The 17376-nt window shown below is 64.2% G+C and carries 19 protein-coding genes; 8 read left to right on the top strand and 11 right to left on the bottom strand.

Going from position 1 to position 17376, the window contains the following annotated elements; all coding sequences use genetic code 11:
• Positions 1 to 83 precede the first annotated feature (83 nt).
• From E2I15_RS05155 to glyA, 4 genes are all read right to left on the bottom strand, one after another.
• On the bottom strand, positions 84 to 692 hold the full coding sequence (locus tag E2I15_RS05155) for a riboflavin synthase (protein ID WP_137477758.1): 609 nt from the start codon (positions 690 to 692) through the stop codon (positions 84 to 86).
• Entirely contained in the window at positions 692 to 1864 is a 1173-nt protein-coding gene (ribD, locus tag E2I15_RS05150) for a bifunctional diaminohydroxyphosphoribosylaminopyrimidine deaminase/5-amino-6-(5-phosphoribosylamino)uracil reductase RibD (RefSeq protein ID WP_137477757.1), read from the bottom strand. The genes E2I15_RS05155 and ribD overlap by 1 nt, the downstream gene beginning before the upstream one ends.
• On the bottom strand, positions 1861 to 2343 hold the full coding sequence (gene nrdR, locus E2I15_RS05145; RefSeq protein WP_016844999.1) for a transcriptional regulator NrdR: 483 nt from the start codon (positions 2341 to 2343) through the stop codon (positions 1861 to 1863). Before nrdR ends, ribD begins: the two co-directional genes overlap by 4 nt.
• 85 nt (positions 2344 to 2428) lie before the next feature.
• The gene (gene glyA / locus E2I15_RS05140; RefSeq protein ID WP_137477756.1) at positions 2429 to 3730 is read right to left on the bottom strand and encodes a serine hydroxymethyltransferase; all 1302 of its coding nucleotides are present in this window, start codon (positions 3728 to 3730) and stop codon (positions 2429 to 2431) included.
• Between the two features lie 587 nt (positions 3731 to 4317).
• On the opposite strand from glyA, the gene E2I15_RS05135 reads away from it, so the two are divergent.
• On the top strand, positions 4318 to 6594 hold the full coding sequence (locus E2I15_RS05135; RefSeq protein WP_137477755.1) for a TonB-dependent siderophore receptor: 2277 nt from the start codon (positions 4318 to 4320) through the stop codon (positions 6592 to 6594).
• Positions 6595 to 6785: 191 nt separating this feature from the next.
• Here the strand turns inward: E2I15_RS05135 and E2I15_RS05130 are convergent, their stop codons facing one another.
• Genes E2I15_RS05130 through E2I15_RS05120 form a run of 3 tightly spaced genes read right to left on the bottom strand, consistent with a single transcriptional unit; the run spans position 6786 to position 9750 of the window.
• Positions 6786 to 8285, bottom strand: a complete 1500-nt coding sequence (locus tag E2I15_RS05130; protein WP_137477754.1) for a tripartite tricarboxylate transporter permease — start codon at positions 8283 to 8285, stop codon at positions 6786 to 6788.
• Positions 8285 to 8785, bottom strand: coding sequence for a tripartite tricarboxylate transporter TctB family protein (locus E2I15_RS05125; protein WP_137477753.1), 501 nt, complete (start codon positions 8783 to 8785; stop codon positions 8285 to 8287). The genes E2I15_RS05130 and E2I15_RS05125 overlap by 1 nt, the downstream gene beginning before the upstream one ends.
• Positions 8782 to 9750 carry a Bug family tripartite tricarboxylate transporter substrate binding protein gene (locus E2I15_RS05120; protein ID WP_137477752.1) on the bottom strand — a complete coding sequence of 323 codons (969 nt, stop codon included), beginning with the start codon at positions 9748 to 9750 and terminating at the stop codon, positions 8782 to 8784. Before E2I15_RS05120 ends, E2I15_RS05125 begins: the two co-directional genes overlap by 4 nt.
• A 685-nt stretch (positions 9751 to 10435) precedes the next feature.
• On the opposite strand from E2I15_RS05120, the gene E2I15_RS05115 reads away from it, so the two are divergent.
• From E2I15_RS05115 to E2I15_RS38635, 6 genes are all read left to right on the top strand, one after another.
• A complete protein-coding gene (locus E2I15_RS05115; RefSeq protein ID WP_137477751.1) occupies positions 10436 to 10891 on the top strand; it encodes an Hsp20 family protein in 456 nt (151 codons plus the stop codon).
• A 79-nt stretch (positions 10892 to 10970) separates the two neighbouring features.
• A complete protein-coding gene (locus E2I15_RS05110; protein ID WP_137477750.1) occupies positions 10971 to 11294 on the top strand; it encodes a hypothetical protein in 324 nt (107 codons plus the stop codon).
• 11 nt (positions 11295 to 11305) lie between these two features.
• Positions 11306 to 11611: a hypothetical protein gene (locus E2I15_RS05105; protein WP_422109820.1), complete on the top strand. Its 306-nt coding sequence runs from the start codon at positions 11306 to 11308 to the stop codon at positions 11609 to 11611.
• Positions 11608 to 11790 carry a hypothetical protein gene (locus E2I15_RS05100; protein WP_137477749.1) on the top strand — a complete coding sequence of 61 codons (183 nt, stop codon included), beginning with the start codon at positions 11608 to 11610 and terminating at the stop codon, positions 11788 to 11790. Before E2I15_RS05105 ends, E2I15_RS05100 begins: the two co-directional genes overlap by 4 nt.
• Positions 11791 to 12595: 805 nt before the next feature.
• Positions 12596 to 12775: a hypothetical protein gene (locus E2I15_RS05095; protein ID WP_016845008.1), complete on the top strand. Its 180-nt coding sequence runs from the start codon at positions 12596 to 12598 to the stop codon at positions 12773 to 12775.
• Positions 12753 to 12977 (top strand): hypothetical protein, encoded by a 225-nt coding sequence (locus E2I15_RS38635; protein WP_170991439.1) that lies wholly within the window; start codon positions 12753 to 12755, stop codon positions 12975 to 12977. The genes E2I15_RS05095 and E2I15_RS38635 overlap by 23 nt, the downstream gene beginning before the upstream one ends.
• A 528-nt stretch (positions 12978 to 13505) precedes the next feature.
• Here the strand turns inward: E2I15_RS38635 and E2I15_RS05090 are convergent.
• The 4 genes from E2I15_RS05090 to E2I15_RS05075 form a co-directional block, all read right to left on the bottom strand.
• Complete coding sequence (locus tag E2I15_RS05090) at positions 13506 to 13727, bottom strand: hypothetical protein (protein ID WP_016845010.1); 222 nt, start codon at positions 13725 to 13727, stop codon at positions 13506 to 13508.
• 20 nt (positions 13728 to 13747) lie between these two features.
• Positions 13748 to 13978: a hypothetical protein gene (locus E2I15_RS05085; RefSeq protein WP_137477907.1), complete on the bottom strand. Its 231-nt coding sequence runs from the start codon at positions 13976 to 13978 to the stop codon at positions 13748 to 13750.
• A gap of 310 nt (positions 13979 to 14288) precedes the next feature.
• Positions 14289 to 14807, bottom strand: a complete 519-nt coding sequence (gene ldtR / locus E2I15_RS05080) for a transcriptional regulator LdtR (protein ID WP_028333857.1) — start codon at positions 14805 to 14807, stop codon at positions 14289 to 14291.
• A 663-nt stretch (positions 14808 to 15470) separates the two neighbouring features.
• Positions 15471 to 15932 (bottom strand): DUF6163 family protein, encoded by a 462-nt coding sequence (locus E2I15_RS05075; protein ID WP_016845013.1) that lies wholly within the window; start codon positions 15930 to 15932, stop codon positions 15471 to 15473.
• Positions 15933 to 16129: 197 nt separating this feature from the next.
• Between E2I15_RS05075 and hemB the strand changes: the two genes are divergently transcribed.
• The gene (gene hemB, locus E2I15_RS05070; RefSeq protein WP_137477747.1) at positions 16130 to 17194 is read left to right on the top strand and encodes a porphobilinogen synthase; all 1065 of its coding nucleotides are present in this window, start codon (positions 16130 to 16132) and stop codon (positions 17192 to 17194) included.
• Positions 17195 to 17376 lie beyond the last annotated feature (182 nt).

The raw sequence follows: 17376 nt of genomic DNA, 5'->3' as shown, positions 1-17376 counted from the left end.
GCATAGGCCGCCCGGGCTGAAAATCACCCGAGGCGCATAGGCAGATAGGGACGTCTGTGTTGGCCGCAATGCCCAGGCCGAAGCTATTTCATCTCCGACAGCCGCGCCGCGTAGCGGGCCATCAGATCGACCTCGATATTGACCTCGCTGCCGGCCTTCCAGCCGCTCAGGGTCGTGACAGCAAGCGTGTGCGGGATGATCAGCACCGAAAACGTGACGTCGTCGACCGTGTTCACGGTCAGCGACACGCCGTCCAGCGTGACCGACCCCTTCGCCGCGATGAAACGCGCCAGTTCGCGGCTGGTTCGCAGCTCGAAGCGCGCCATGTCGGGCAGGTCCTCGCGCTTGACGATGGTCGCGATCCCATCGGCATGCCCGGCCACGATGTGACCGCCGAGCTCGTCGCCGATCTTGAGCGCGCGCTCGAGATTGAGCCGGCCGCCCTGCGCCCAGTGCTTGGCGGTGGTCATGCCGAGCGTCTCGGCCGCGGCATCGACATCGAACCAGGTCTTGCCATCGGCGGTGCCGGAGGCGACGACGGTGAGGCAGACGCCGTTGCAGGCGATCGAGGCGCCGTCGGCGATCGTGGTCTGGTCGTAGTCGCAGGCAATCCGCATCCGGTGCAGCTGCCCCTGCGCGACCTGCTTCAGGCTGGTGATCTCACCGATATCGGTGACAATTCCGGTAAACATTACGCACGCTCGTAGATCATGAGACTGTCTTTGCCGAGGGTTTCGCTAGCACGAAGGCGAAAGGCGGGCGACTGCGTGATTGCGTCGAGCGGCATTGCGTCCAGCGCGGGAACGCCGTCGGCACCGATCGTATCGGGTCCGCGCAACAGCCAGATCTCATCGACGAGGCCGGCCGCCACGAAAGAATTTGCCACGCGCGATCCGCCCTCGACCAGCAGCCGCGAGATCCCCTTCTCCGCCAGCGCACGCAGCACGGACGGCAGATCGAGTCCCGCGGGCGCAGTGGCGGCAACACGGATCACCTGCGCGCCGGCGGCGCCGAGCTTCACCGCGGCAGGCGCCTCCGCCATGTCAGATGTCAGGACCCAGAGCGGCGTCTCGCGCGCCGAATGCACCAGGCGGCTGTCGCCCGAAATCCGCAGCGCGCGGTCCAGCACCAGGCGCGCCGGCGAGCGCGTCGCCATCCCCGGCAACCGGCAGGTCAAAAGCGGATCATCGGCCTTGACCGTGCCGATGCCGACCAGGATCGCGTCGCTCTGCGCGCGCAGCAAATGCACCCGGGTCCGCGCGGCCTCGCCTGATATCGCGACCGGCTTGTGGCCGCTGGCTGCGATCTTGTCGTCGGCGGACACCGCGAGCTTGAGGATCACAAGCGGGCGCTTGTCGCGGATGCGCCGGAAGTGTCCGGCATGGTCGCGCGCGGCCTCCGCCGCACACAGCCCGACGTCGACTGCGATGCCGGCGGCGCGCAGCTTGGCATGCCCCTGCCCCGCGACTTCCGGATTGGGATCCTCGATCGCCGAGACGACGCGGGCGAGCCCGGCCGCAACCACGGCGTCCGCACAGGGCGGCGAGCGGCCGAAATGCGAGCAGGGTTCGAGCGTCACATAGAGCGTGGCGCCACGCGCGGCGTCACCTGCGCGCCTGAGTGCCTCGACTTCGGCATGCGGGCGGCCGCCTGCTTGCGTCCAGCCGCGGCCGACGATGACGCCGTCCTTGACGATCACGGCGCCGACCGCCGGATTGGGCCAGGTACGCCCGAGCCCGCGCCGGCCAAGCGCCAGCGCCAGCTGCATGAAGCGCAGATCGGCCGCCTTTGCCGCTTCCTTGGCTGCTTCCTTGGCCTCTTTGGCCTTCTGCGCGAACTGGTCTTCCAGAATGCGGAAGATCATTTGCGTAGCGTCGCGAGCCGCGGGTCCTCTTCGCCGGTCAACTCGTCGAGCACGGCCTCGAAGTCCTTGGCCTCGCGGAAATTACGATAGACCGAGGCGAAGCGTACATAGGCGACGTCGTCGAGCTGGCGCAGGTGCTCCATCACGATCTCGCCGATCGCCTCCGAGGAGACCTCGGCTTCGCCGCCGCTTTCGAGCTCGCGCACGATGGTCGACACCATCTTCTCCACCCGCTCGGATTCCACCGGGCGCTTGCGCAAGGAGATCTGCAGCGAGCGCACCAGCTTGTCGCGGTCGAACGGCACGCGGCGGCCGTTGCGCTTGATGACGGTCAGCTCGCGCAGCTGCACCCGCTCGAAGGTCGTGAAACGGAAGTTGCAGGCCATGCAGACGCGACGCCGGCGAATGACCGCGGAGTCCTCGGTCGGACGCGAGTCCTTGACCTGCGTATCGAGAGAATTGCAGCTCGGGCAGCGCATCCGACGGGACCTCTACACGAGCATGATCCGGAAAAGTGCGAAGCGGTTTTCCGAAGAGATCATGCTCAAAAACAATACGAACCTTTTACTGATAGATCGGGAAGCGATCGGTCAGCGCCTTGACGCGCTCCTTGATCGCGGCCTCGACCAGCGGCGCCTTGCCGTCCGGCGACTGCGCCAGCGCGTTCAGCACTTCGGCGATCATGCCGCCGATTTGCTTGAACTCGGCGACGCCGAAGCCGCGCGTGGTCGCCGCCGGAGTGCCGAGGCGCAGGCCCGAGGTCACGAACGGCTTTTCGGGATCGAACGGGATACCGTTCTTGTTGCAGGTGATGCCGGCGCGCACCAGCGCCTTCTCGGAGATGTTGCCCTTCAGGCCCTTCGGCCTGAGGTCGACCAGCATCAGATGGTTGTCGGTACCGCCCGAGACGATGTCGAGGCCATGGCCGCGCAGCGTCTCCGCCAGCGCCTTGGCGTTCTCGACCACGTTCTTGGCGTAGACCTTGAAATCCGGCCGCAGCGCTTCGGCGAACGCGACAGCCTTGGCTGCGATGACGTGCATCAGCGGACCGCCCTGCAGGCCCGGGAAGATCGCCGAGTTCAGCTTCCTGGCGAGCGTCTCATCATTGGTGAGGATCAGGCCGCCGCGCGGGCCGCGCAGCGACTTGTGCGTCGTCGTGGTGGTGACGTGGGCGTGCGGCACCGGCGAGGCATGCACGCCGCCGGCGACGAGGCCCGCAAAATGCGCCATGTCGACCAGCAGATACGCGCCGACGGAATCCGCGATCTCGCGGAAGCGCTTGAAGTCCCAGGCGCGCGAATAGGCCGAGCCGCCGGCGATGATCAGCTTCGGCTTGACCTGCTCGGCCTGCTTCTGCACCTCGTCCATGTCGATGATCTGGTCCTCGCGCCGCACGGTGTAGTGCGCGGCCTTGAACCACTTGCCGGACATGTTGACCGGCGAGCCGTGGGTGAGATGGCCGCCAGCCGCAAGGTCGAGGCCCATGAAGGTATCGCCGGGCTGCAGCAGCGCCAGAAACGCCGCCTGGTTCATCTGGCTGCCGGAGTTCGGCTGGACGTTGGCGAAGCCGGCGCCGAACAGCTTCTTGGCACGCTCGATCGCCAGCGTCTCGGCGACGTCGACCCACTCGCAACCGCCGTAGTAGCGCGCGCCCGGATAACCCTCCGCGTATTTGTTGGTCATCACCGAGCCCTGCGCCTCCAGCACGGCGCGGCTGACGATGTTTTCCGAGGCGATCAGCTCGATCTCATGACGCTGCCGGCCGAGCTCGCCCCTGATCGCGGCGGCGATCTCGGGATCGGCCTCGGCGAGGTTCGCCGTGAAGAAGGAATCGGGCGCGGAAGCGGTCTTGGTGGATGAGGTCATCGGCGAAATATCTCCACCGCCGCAAGCCTTTAGGCGGGATGCGGACGGTCACGAGTGGCGGTCGAAGCTGGCTTCAGAGCGTTATCACATCGCCCCAAAATGGCCAAGCGCTTGCGGTCCCTGCCGGTCAATTATGCCAGATATGGTGGGGATGGCGGGGATTGCCAGCCGGCCCGGCGCCCGCCCCCTACCCGGTTCCAGCCGCCCCGCCAGCACGGCTGTGGCGGCCGCTGAATGGAACGCGACGTCCGTTGTTGACCGCGCGGGACTCACGCACAAGACGACCAGCGCCTTAAGGTTTGCAAGCGCTGCTCGCGCAACCACGCGACATCAGACGCGCTTGATCATGTCGCGCGCGATCGCGATGCATCGGCTCACGCGAGGACGGGACGATTTTGAATCGTTCAACACTGGATCGATTCAAAGCTCTCACGCGATGCGTGCAATTGCGCGTCATACGCCGTTGTCTCCCGGTCACACAGACAAGCTTTGCGCGCAACTTCGACAGCTTCTAACCGCGCGCAGGCTGCTCGCGAAAATCACCGTGATAACGACTCGCTCAAGATTTTTTACGGGGCGTGGAATAAATGTCGTGCAGGTGGATTCGGCCGCAGCGGTTTGCCGCTTCGGCTGTCGCGGTGCTTTCGGTTGTTGGTGCGGACGATGTCTTCGCCCAGACCCAATTGCCGTCGGTGACCGTCGAAGCCCCGCAGCGGCAGGCGGCGCGATCGCAGCAGCCCTCGCAACGGACCACGCGCGCACGCAGCGCCTCGCGCCGCACAACAGTTGCGCCAGTGGGCGCCCAGCCACAACTCGCACAGCAGCCGGCAGGCGCCGGCGGCGGGCACGAACGCGCCAACGGCCCGGTCACCGGCTATCTGGCGCGGCTGAGCGCCAGCGGCACCAAGACCAGCACGCCGATCATCCAGACCCCGCAATCGGTGTCCGTCATCAGCGCCGAGCAGATCCGCGACCAGAAGATCGTCAGCAAGTTCGACGAGGTGCTGCGCTACACGCCGGGCGTCATTGGCGGCACCTATGGCGCCGATTTCCGCAACGACTGGTTCATGATCCGCGGCTTTCCCGCGCAGAACGAGTCGCTGTTCCTCGACGGCCTGCAGCTGTTCTACACCTCCTATGCGAGCTGGAAGCTGCAGCCCTTCAATCTCGAGCGCGTCGAGGTGCTGCGTGGTCCATCCGGCATCCTGTATGGCGGCTCGGCGCCGGGCGGCCTCGTCAACGCGGTGAGCAAGCTGCCGCAGGCCGAGCCCATTCGCTACATCGAGACCGGCGTCAACAATTTCGGCAACGCCTATACGCAGTTCGACATCGGCGGCGCGACGGCGCAGCCCGGCAATGGCCAGGTACAGTACCGCCTGGTCGGCCAGGCCCAGGGCGGCGGCACCCAGACCGACTATGTCTACGACAACAACTTCTTCTTTGCCCCGTCGGTGACCTGGCGGCCCGATGCCGACACCAGCCTCACCGTCTTCGGCATGGCCTCGCACAGCAACACCCGCGCGCTGAACTTCCTGCCCTATGTCGGCACCGTCACCAACGCGCCGTTCGGCCGGATTCCGACCAGCCTGTTCGTCGGCGATCCCAGTGCCGACCAGTTCCGCCGCGACCAGCAGATGGTCGGCTACCAGTTCCAGAAGAGCGTGACTGACAGCGTCGACTTCCGCCAGAACGCACGCATGGCGCATGTCGACGTCTATTATGCCGGCCTCTACGGGCTCGGCTACGCGACGACGCCGGCCGCCGCCGACATCGCCCGCGGCAATTTCTACACCCGCGGCATCGCCACCCAGCTCAACCTCGACAATCAGCTCGAATACCGTTTCGCCACCGGCGCGCTGCAGCACACTGCGCTGGTCGGCGTCGATCTGAAATATTACGGCATCGACGACCGCCAGGGCTTTGGCATCGGCACGAATCTCAACGTGCTCAATCCGGTCTATGGCACCAACCTGCCGTACAGCGGCCCGCTGTATCAGAACGCCTATCTCGCCCAGGGCATGGCCGGCGTCTATCTGCAGGATCAGGTCAAGCTCGATCGCCTGACGGTCGTGCTGTCCGGACGCCAGGACTGGGTCGATCTCACCAACAACAACCGGATCGGCGCGTCCCAGGGCCGCGACGACAGCCAGTTCTCCGGCCGTGTCGGCGCGATCTACAATTTCGACAGCGGCGTTGCGCCCTACGTCTCCTACATGACGGGCTACAATCCGGTCATCGGCACCACCGCGTCCGGCCAATTGCTGCTGCCGGAAACCTCCGAGCAGACCGAGGTCGGCGTCAAGTACGAGCCGGTCGGGCTCAACGCACGGTTCGGCGTCGCGTATTTCGACCTCAAGCGCAAGAACGCGCTGACAACAGATCCGAACAACCCGCTGTTCCAGACCCAGAACGGCGAAGTCACCTCGCGCGGCGTCGAGCTCGAGGCGGTCGCGAACATCACGCGCGATTTCAAGCTGGTGGCGAGCTACACCAATTACGAGCTGTTCGTCAGCAAGGACCTCAATCCCGCGCTGATCGGCACCGTGCCGACCAACGCACCGCGGCAGCTCGCATCAGCGTGGACCGACTACACCTTCCGCGACGGGCCGCTGAGCGGCTTCGGCTTCGGCGGCGGCGTGCGCTATGTCGGCTCGTCCTTTGCCGACACCGCGAACACCGCACGCGTCCCGGGGGTCGTGCTGGGCGACCTCGCCTTGCATTACGAATGGGACAACAACTGGCGCGCGGCGCTCAATGTCGTGAACGTCACCGACAAGGTCTATGTCGCGAGCTGCGCGACCATCAGCTCCTGCTACTACGGCGATCGCCGCCGCATCACGGCGAGCCTCGCCTACAAATGGTGAGCTGAACATTTCGTTCACGGAAAATCCTGCGACAGCGAGGCGGCGTTTAGTTACCTCGCTTTTTTCGCCGCCGTCAGGGTGGTGTCAGCTTGTCGCGCTAGGTTTCGCGTCGCGGCGATATTTGCCGTGCCCAGACTGGCCCGCTCCGAAATGCGAGCCCCGGAGCGGGCCTTTTACGGTCTGGTCGCGCGCTAATCCTCGTTCGCCTTGAATCGCCCGAGCCCCTTGAGCACGAACGGCGCCAGCAGCGCGATCAGCGCGATGCCGAGCAGCGTCGCCGACATCGGGCTTTGCAGCAGCACCATGGGATCGCCGAGGCTGATCGCCAGCGCGCGACGCAGCTGGCTTTCGGCGATCGGCCCGAGGATCAGCCCGATCACGACGGGTGCGATCGGGAAGTCGAACCGGCGCATCAGAAAGCCCATCACGCCGAACGCCGCCAGCATCGACAACTCGACGACCGACGGCTTCGCCGCGATCGTGCCCATGGTGGCGAATACCAGGATGCCGGCATAGAGCCAGGGCTGCGGGATCGCCAGCAGCCGCACCCAGAGCCCGACCAGCGGCAGATTGAGCACCAGCAGCATGCCGTTGGCGATGAACAGGCTCGCGATCAGGCCCCACACCAGGTCGGGCCGCTCCGCGAACAGCAGCGGCCCCGGGTTGAGGCCGTATTGCTGGAAGCCCGCCAGCATCATTGCAGCCGTTGCCGAGGTCGGCAGCCCGAGCGTCAACAGCGGCACCAGCGTGCCGGCGGCGGACGCGTTGTTCGCCGCTTCCGGCCCTGCGACGCCTTCGATCGCGCCCTTGCCGAATTCCTCGGGATGTTTGGTCAGTCGCCGCTCGGTGGAATAGGACAGGAATGTCGGGATCTCCGCCCCGCCGGCCGGCAGCGCCCCGATCGGAAAACCGAACAGCGTGCCGCGCAGCCACGGCTTCCACGACCGCCGCCAGTCCTCTTTCGTCATCCACAGCGAGCCGCGCACCGGCTCGAGCTTCTCCTCGGCGTGGTGACGGCGCGAGGCGACATAGAGCGCCTCGCCGACCGCGAACAGGCCGACCGCGAGCGTCGTCACCTCGACGCCGTCGAGCAGCTCGGGAATGCCGAAGGCAAGCCGCGCCTGACCGGTCAGCTTGTCGATGCCGACCAGCCCGAGCGTCAGGCCGATGAACAGGCTGGTGAGGCCGCGGACCGGCGAGTCGCCGAAGGTAGCGGACACCGTGACGAAGGCGACGCACATCAGCGCGAAGTAATCCTCCGGCCCGAAGCGCACCGCGACATCGACCAACCATGGCGCGAGGAATGCGAGGCCGATGGTGGCGATGGTGCCGGCCACGAACGAGCCGATCGCCGAGGTCGCCAGCGCCGGGCCGCCGCGGCCGGCCTTGGCCATCTTGTTGCCCTCGAGCGCGGTCGCCATCGACGCGCTCTCGCCCGGCGTATTGATCAGGATGGCGGTGGTCGATCCGCCATACATGCCGCCGTAATAGATGCCGGCGAACATGATCAGCGAGCCGCCGGGATCGAGCTTGTAGGTCACCGGCAGCAGCAGCGCGACCGTCAGCGCCGGACCGATCCCCGGCAACACGCCGACGGCGGTGCCCAGGAACACGCCGATCAGGGCGTAAAGCAGGTTCATCGGCTGCATGGCGACCGCCATGCCGTGCGCCAGCGCGGCGAAAGTGTCCATCACAGCAGTCGCTCCAGCGGGCCGGCGGGAAGACTCAGCGTCAACAGCTTGTCGAACGCGAGATAGATCAAGGTCGTGATCACGAGCGCGATGGCGGTGTCGGCGAGGACGGCGCGGCGGCCGAACGCCGCCGACGTGGTGACGAACAGCGCCGATGTCGCGAGGATGAAGCCGCCGCCAAGGCCGATGATGGCGATCAGGAGCGCCAGGCCGCCGATGATCAGCCCCACCGGTTTCGGATCCATGCTCTCGCGCGGCGGCAGGTTGCCGCGCAGCGCATCGATCAGATTGCCGACCGCGAGGATGACAAGGCCGATTGCGATGACGACCGGCATCGCCTCCGGCCCCATGCCATACATGCTGGTGGACGGCAGCTTGCTGGCGTCCCACACCAGCACCGCGGCAAGCCCGGCAAGTGCGGCCGCGATGACCACGCCGGCGCGATCGACGCGTCGCGCCGACGCGGGCGGGAGATTCTCAGACGCCGCGTCCGGCGTCATGACTTCACGAGGCCGACGGACTTCAGCACCTCGGTCACGCGCGTGATCTCCTTCTTCAGGAAATCCGCGAAGGCGTCGCCACCGAGATAGGCGTCATCCCAGCCCTTCTGCTTCAGGATCTCCTTCCAGGCATCGGACTTCACCATCTTCTCGACCGCATCGCTCAGCACCTTGCGCTGCTCGGACGTGATGCCGGGCGGTGCGACCACCGAGCGCCAATTGGCCAGCACGAGATCGATGCCCTGATCCTTGAAGGTCGGGATGTCGACGCCGGGCAGACGGTTCGCTGACGTCACGCCGAGCGCGCGCAGCTTGCCGGCCTTGATCTGGCCTTCGTACTCGCTGAGGCCGGAAATGCCGGCCGTGACCTTGCCTCCGAGAATGGCTGCAAGCGACTCGCCGCCGCCCGAGAACGGAATGTAGTTGATCTTCTTGGCGTCGGCGCCGACCGTCCCCGCGAACAGCGCCGCCATCACATGGTCGACGCCGCCGGCCGAGCCGCCGGCAAAGGTCACCTTGGCGATATCGGCCTTCACCGCGGCGGCGAGATCCTGCGCTGTCTTGATCGGCGAGTTGGCCGGCACCACGATGACCTGGGTCTCCTCGGTGAGGCGCGCAATCGGTGTCACCTGATCCAGCGTCACCGGCGACTTGTTCATGGCCAGCGCGCCCACCATGACGAAGCCGTTCACCATCATCTGGTTGCCGTCGCCCTTGGCGCCGTTGACGAACTGCGCGATGCCGACGCTGCCGCCGGCGCCGGGAACGTTGGTGACCTGGACGCTGCGCGCGACACCGGAGGCGACCAGCGCCTGCTGCATCGAGCGCGCCGTCTGATCCCAGCCGCCGCCGGGCGCCGCCGGCGCCATCAGCTTGAGCTCGAGTTGCTGCGCGGGCGCCGGACCGCTCGCCCCAAGCAACAGCGCGACGACCGCGCCGACCAGGCGCATGTGGGACGGGATCATGGGGCTTCCTCCTGAATTTTCGGAAAGCAGCCTGCCGATCGCCGGCTGCATCCGGTCACGTGATCGCATCGCCACTCGGACACCGCGATCCCTTCGGGTCAGGAATCGCTCGCCGATCTCGCGTCTGCGTATCCCTAGCGACCATTCGCCACAGGCTTCGGCAAGCGGGAGGGCGCGGCTAGCCAGTGCTGCAAATCGCCGCACCATCTCTGGCCATTTTTCGCTTGCTTTGATTCGGAACGGCTCGCCAACAAAACGGCCCCAGCACCTTTGGGGGCCTAGGAGCCGGTGCTGGGGCCGTTTGCCTGATCCGCGCTGAGCTGTTGGAGACAGGCAGCCCGATCGATCAACGTCCGTACGGTTCCAGCATTAGCCTATGTAAATCGGTGATTTGGTTTTCCACGACGATGTCTTGCCTGCAACAGTCGTCCTTCGAGCGGCGTTAATCCCAGCGACTTGAGCTGTGCCGCCGCAGACGAGCCCCAGGAAGGCGGGGAGCCCTCTCCCATCATCGACCGCAAAATTTTCGGCCGAGCTCTTGACACGGCATCTCCGATTTTTATTTTTTTCCCGCCAGTTCCCACCGCGGAGGCTGGTGCCTGGTCGCCGTTCGGGTCCAGGCGAGACGGGCACCGGTCGTGTCCGGTGCCGTTCATATCCATCTTGCTCTATGGAGGATTTGGCTATGCGCACATACGACTTCTCTCCCCTTTTCCGGTCGACCATCGGCTTCGACCGGCTCTTTGATCTCGCCGAAGCAGCCCACCGGGCCGGCGAAGATCACTACCCGCCCTACAATATCGAACGGCTGTCCGAAGACCGCTATCAGATCGTGCTCGCGATCGCCGGTTTTGCGCCGGACGAGATTTCCGTCACGGCAGAGCAGAACGTTCTGACTGTCGAAGGCGTCAAGGTCGAGAAGGCCGAGCGCGAATACATCTATCAGGGCATCTCGACGCGCAGGTTCAAGCGCCAGTTCAGCCTGGCCGACTACGTCGAGGTCAAAAGCGCAGCGTTCGACAACGGACTTCTCAGAATCGAGCTGGCACGCGAGGTGCCGGAGGCGATGAAGCCGCGACGCATCGCGATCAATGCGGCGTCGAGCAATGCGCCCCGGCAGCTGGAAAACGTCGCCGCCTGATCAAACCGGCGAAGCCGCGTCCGGCGAACGGCACGCGGCTTCGTCTCCTCAGCAACTCGTCTTTCGAATGGAGGCATCCATGCGGCCGACGATCGCGCCTGCACCCAACATTATTGGCTTTCATCTGCCGATTTGCGACCACCACGAATATGAGACCCCGCACGACGTGGTGCGGGACACTCGCCTGAGCCTGTCCGAGAAGCGCGCCATCTTGGCATCCTGGGCCTCGGACGCCAGTGCTGTAGCGTCCAATCCTGCCTTGCGCGCAGCCAAGGGGCTCAAATCTCCCGTTCCTGTCAGCGATATCCTTGAAGCGCTTCGTGCGCTCGACAGCGATCCGCGCCATCCGCCAGGCGGCCGGCCTGCTCGCCTGCGCTCCGTCGACCGCTGCCTGGCTGCATAGGAGGAGAGGAGATGACGGACATCAGACTACCGAAGCAGGTTATCGACCGGCTCGAGGAACGATGGCGGTCGAGATTTGAACAGGCAAGGCGCCGGAACTCAGAACTGTTCGACCACAGGCTTGAACAGTTGCGCGCTCATCGCAACAATATTCATCGTTATCGGCGATTGCTGCAGACCCAGCTCTCCGATCTCGAACGCGAATTCATCGAGAGACGCCTGTCCGAAGAAACCACGGCGATGCAGGGCCTCGCGGCCGACATTCCGCCACTCCCCTCCTCAGCCGTTCGCGCAACTTGCGAGGAGATCACGCCATGAATGAGCTGCAACAGCTGCTCATAAAAGGCAGCGAAAAAGTCATCGGCCACTATCAATTCCTGCTGGACAGCGCGGCCTCGGAACAAGAGCGCGAACGCTATCGACGGCGAATCGAGGAAGAACGCCGGATACTTGGCCGGTTGCTCGATCATTTCGATCAATCGACACGCGCTGCGTGAGGCGATCACGGCGGCGGAAGATTCGCATCGCTCGCGATGTCCCCGCCGCGGCGCAGGCCTTCGAACCATCAAAGGACGCATCCGTTATCCCGGGCCTTGTACGCATCCCGGAGAGGTCGCCTTATGTATCGGGTCTACTATTTCGCTGTCTTCCTCGCGGTGACCGTCGCAGTCTTTGGCTCACTGGTCGCGCTCGAGAAGATTTTTCATTCTATGGGATCCGCATAGCTGTCCCGATGAAGTCTCGATCGGAGCCCTCCTTCGGAATTTCATCCCAGCAGAAGCCAGGCCATGGAGGCGATGAGAGCGACAAGCGACACGGTCGCAGCGCTTACAAAGGCAATCTCCACACTGTCGATATGGTGGTGGTTTGTATGCATTGAGCGTCCTCCTAGATGGGTGCCCGCGGACCTTGGGACAGTAGCCACGCCGTCAAATTGGCGGTGGTTTCGTCATGCCGCGCCTGCCTCAACAGGGTCTCTCGCTCTCGACAGGGAGGAAGGTTCTTGGCCCGTTGACGTAGCCTTTTGGCTTCCTGGGCAAGGCGTTCTTCAAGGGGGAAAATCTGCCTAACCCGGCGTCGTCGCTTCATGGCTCCTCTCTCCAACGCTGACGTTTGGCTGCCCCCAAAGCAAAATCAAAAAGCCCGGGAGCCTGAAAAGTTCCCGCCAGCTTCGCGTCAAATGAGAGGAACAGGTGCCATTTTTCGACGTCTCTCATCCGTTCAGCCGGGCGAGAATTCGCTGATCGTGATCGTGAGATCCGGACGGATGGAACTGCCGGAACGGCGTGGAAGTTACAGGACATGGGCATCGCCAAGGACCTGAAGAAGCAGGCCAAGACCGCCGAGCAGGCGGCGGTGCGGACGGCTGACGAATTCGCGGCCGAGCAAATGAAGAGCCTCGCCCAAGCCTTCCGGGCTCAGGCCGAGGTCGTCAAGCGAAACAAGAAAAAGAAGAAAGATGAGCTTCACCGTAAAAGCTAGGTGCAAGTTTGGAGAGATCGTGCACCGTCGTGACACCGCCGAGGCAGCTCTGCGCAAGGCAAAAGAGCTTTCACGGTCACAGTGTTACGACATCCACATCGTGACACCTGAAGGCCGAGACTACGACTCGTCCGAGTTTGGGGATCTTCCCCGCACGCCGTTGGCTGTGCGCGTTGCTCAGAAAGGCCACACCTATCCGTAGAGCAGCAGAGGTCTCAAAACGGCCGGCTCAAAAAGCGGCCCCAGCGAGGGGGTACAGGCTGAGGCCGGGAGCAACTTGGTGCTCAATCCTAACCTGGACCCGACATTTGCCGCCGCTCCGTCCGGTATCGGCGCTTGCGAAGTTGAGGTACCCCTTCTTGGCTACGAAACTCCTGGACCCGTCAGCAGACCAATTGTCGTCAGGATTTTGCATCATCCATCCTGGGGCTAGAGCCCATCGCCGCTCGCATGCATTTCAAGCGGGCGGCGTTGGGTTATGAGCGCACCCTCCACGACCCGCCTCGCGCGCGCCATTGGCGAGACAATCAACAGCGGTCGCGATATCCCCGTCGCTGCTGACCAAATGCCACGCTATGATTGATACCGCAGGTCACGTTCCTTCCGGAGACAGGTCTCGTTCCTTCCGGAGACCGCGCAACACACTCAGTGTCGTCATGGCGAAAAAGCCAGGACGACGATCGTGTGTGGCCATCCGCAGTGTCATCGCTAGGTTGGCGATCCAGTATGCCTACAGCCCGGTATACCCGGCCTTGACATGGTCGGTGCTGCCGTCGAGCTGGCGCAGATAGGTCAGCCCGCACACCGTCAACCGATGCGGATCGCGCTCGCCGGCGTCGAACAGCGTCTGCACGTATTCTGTCACCTTCGCGCGCGCTTCGTCGCTTGCAGCGGGCGTGCGGTTGAGCAGCAGATCATACGTCTGCATGATCCGATCGATAGCGGCTTCCATTGAAGTCTCCGGGTTGACGCTCAGGCGACCACCAGCGTCTCGGCCTCGAACTTCGCGATCGCCTTGTTGGCGAGGCGGAGGCGGTTCATCTCACCGCGCTGGAACAGCTTCACGATGATGCCGAGCAGGCGCTCATTGGTGGCGAAATTGTCGGGAATGACGCCGGATTTGCGCAGATAGTTCGAGGCGATCGCGTAGGCGTCACCGACGACCTCGACATTCAGCACCTCGATCCCGCGCTCGACCAGCATGTCCTGCTTCTCCATCAGAGCGTTTTCAGGCGAAGTGGACACCGGCTCGCATGAAGAAAACGCGTCTAAAAATCCGAGCGTGACGAGATCCGATTGGATTTCATTCACGTCGGGAGACAGGATAAAGCGCCGGCAACGGCTTGGTTCCTCGCCGGACCCCATTTATTTTCGCAGGTGCAGCATGAAACAGGTGCAGAAAAACGCACCGGCCGGGCATGACCGATGCGTTGACTGGAGCAAGGCTGGACTGGAGGAAGGCTGCCGGTCTTCTCGAGCGGCCGGCTTGGCCATCAGGCGAAAACAGGAAGGCTCAGAGGCGGTACAGGATCTGGTCGGTCCAGAACCGCTCGAGGCGATGCAGCGACTTGTTGAGGCTCGCGAACTCCTCGTTCGAGATGCCGCCGACCTGCTCCACCGTCTTGACGTGCTTCTGATAGAGCGCATCGACGATGCGGCGGACTTCCTGGCCCTGCGGGGTCAGCCGGATGCGGACCGAGCGGCGATCGACGCGCGAACGCTGATGATCGAGGAAGCCGAGCTCGACGAGCTTCTTCAGATTGTAGGAGACGTTGGAGCCGAGATAGTAGCCGCGGGTGCGCAGCTCGCCGGCGGTCAGTTCCTTGTCGCCGATGTTGTACAGGAGCAGCGCCTGCACCGAGTTGATGTCGGCGCGGCCACGACGATCGAATTCGTCCTTGATGACGTCGAGGAGCCGGCGATGCAGCCGCTCCACCAAAGTCAGGGCTTCGAGATAGAGCGGCTGCACCGGAGCTTGACCGGTAGCGCGATCGGCGGCGTCCGCCGCCGTTGTCGCAACGGCTTTCATCATGACACTTCCCCTGTTTGTCGTTTTTATCGACTTTATTCGACGAAACTTGTGTCCCGCCTGATAGGTCCAACGTAAGGGGGCCGTTTGAATATCCGCTTAAATAAGAGAATAAAGAGATCATGAATTTAAGACAGTGAATCGTGGATTAAGCCCTTGGATCAAGGGCTTTTCGCAACTTTTCATTGACGGTGGCAGAGCCTTGTTCACGCTTCGTCTGCCTGCCCTGTCACATTCGGAAACAGCATCGTCTGAATTCGAAACGGTGGCGTAACGGGTATGAGGGAACCCTTTACGGTGACCGATCGGTTACCGGAAAATTCTTTGAAAATTTTATCGGAGTGCATCGGCGGGACGTGCACGCGATGCGCGCAAGCGGTGCTGATCCGGTGCGGGGGCCAGATCGGTTCCGCCGTCGGCCCGCGCAAAGCCGGCCGGCACACGCGCCGAGATCCGGTGAAATGGGTCCCGACGGCAGGTCCCGTAGAGACGGTCCCGGAAGGGGGTGTCTCAAACGGATGCGATCTGTCGGCACCCACCTATCAGAACCAGCGATGCTGTCTTCTCGTTGCGCGCACGGCCGCCAAATATTGCCGGCCGCGGCCAGCTATTCGCGGCGCTGTCGCCACGGGGCAACAGTGCATCACGCCATCGCTCCGCGCCGGCCTATGGGGGGCGTTCGCGCGCCGACATCCAGGCCAGCGCGAGATAGGCGGCGAGCATCAAGGCCTCGAGCCCGACCACGGTGAGACTGCCGCCATAGATGCCGGGAAACATCAGCTCGATGACCGCCATCGACACCACGGTGGTCAGCCACACCACGGCGCCCCAAGGGGTCGCGAGCCAGAGCCCGACCGCGGCGACGAGTTCGATGACGGCGAAATAGATCGTGGCGGTCTGCCAGGCCATCGACTGGTTCTCGAAGGCCTCCTCCTCGCCGCCGACGAAGCCGGTCACCTGGGCCCAGTGATAGAGGCCCTTGGCGACCGAGACGACGGCCATGATGCGCAGGAAGATGACGAGGCGCCGCGTCCACGCATTGTCGTCCGGCTCGATCCGGTCGGACGAGATCGCGCTCACCGAGATGGCATTGTCCCGCGCCTGATCGCGTGCAGAGGTATCAGACATCCGAATCGCCGCATGGCGGCTGCAAAATGGGGTTCATGGGCGCAGTCTTGGCCCGCCGGGGACGCAAAATCAATTGCCGTTGCGGCAAATCGAGGGCGCCACGGATGCAACAGCGGCGCAATGACGGCGCCCCTGACAGGTGCTAGAAGCGAACTTATATCAGGTCTAAAACTGCCGTCCCTCGAGGAGAAGAAGACATGGCGATCAAATTCGGGCGCCCGATCGAACTGCGCGATGCGCCGCGGCGCCAGACTGACACCCTCGCCTCCCCCTCGCTCGACCTCACGATCCGGATGCGGCGCAATCGCAAGTCGGAATGGGCCCGCCGCCTGGTGCGCGAAAACGTGCTGACCACTGACGATCTGATCTGGCCGATGTTCGTGGTCGATGGCCACAACACCCGCACGCCGGTGGCCTCGATGCCCGGCGTCGACCGGCTCACCGTCGACCAGATCGTCCGCGACGCCGAGCGCGCGGCAAAGCTCAAGATTCCCTGCATCGCGCTGTTCCCGTTCACCGAGCCGTCGCTGCGCGACGAGCAGGGCTCGGAAGCGCTCAATCCCGACAATCTGGTCTGCCAGGCGGTGCGCGCGATCAAGAAGGAGTTTCCCGACATCGGCGTGCTGTGCGACGTCGCGCTCGATCCCTTCACCAGCCACGGCCATGACGGGCTGATCGAGGACGGCAAGATCCTCAACGACGAGACCGTTGCGGTGCTGGTGAAGCAGGCGCTGACCCAGGCCGAGGCCGGCTGCGACGTGATCGCGCCGTCGGACATGATGGACGGCCGGATCGGGGCGATCCGCGAGGCGCTCGACGACAATGGTTTCGTCGACGTGCAGATCATGTCCTATGCGGCGAAATACGCCTCCGCCTTCTACGGACCGTTCCGCGACGCGATCGGCTCGGCCAAGACGCTGACCGGCGACAAGCGTACCTACCAGATGGACAGCGCCAATTCCGACGAGGCGCTGCGCGAGGTCGAGCTCGACATCGCCGAGGGCGCCGACATGGTGATGGTGAAGCCGGGCATGCCCTATCTCGACATCGTCCGCCGCGTGAAGGACCATTTCGCGATGCCGACCTTCGTGTACCAGGTGTCCGGCGAGTACGCGATGATCGCGGGCGCCGCCGCCAACGGCTGGATCGACGGCGAGCGCGCGATGATGGAGAGCCTGGTCGGCTTCAAGCGCGCCGGCGCCGACGGCATCCTCACCTATTTCGCGCCGAAGGCCGCCGAAAAGATCAAGGCGGAGAGCTGACGGCCGCCGCCGGTTATTGCGACAAGTGGACCCCGTCGCGCCGCTCGCAATGACGGCGTGGAGGTAGAACCGCTCAATCCAGCCCCCGAATCGCCGGAATATTTCGGCTAGTTAATGTTCGCGCAGGCTTGGCGAACGCGCCTGCTGTTCCCATGTCCTGCGCGGGAGTTTCATCGGAGGTT

The sequence above is a fragment of the Bradyrhizobium sp. BR2003 genome (genome assembly GCF_009720285.1).
In the GTDB taxonomy this organism is placed as follows: Bacteria; Pseudomonadota; Alphaproteobacteria; order Rhizobiales; family Xanthobacteraceae; genus Bradyrhizobium; species Bradyrhizobium elkanii.
The sequence above is the reverse complement of the archived record's forward strand: the minus strand, read 5'-3'. Positions and strand labels throughout refer to the sequence as shown.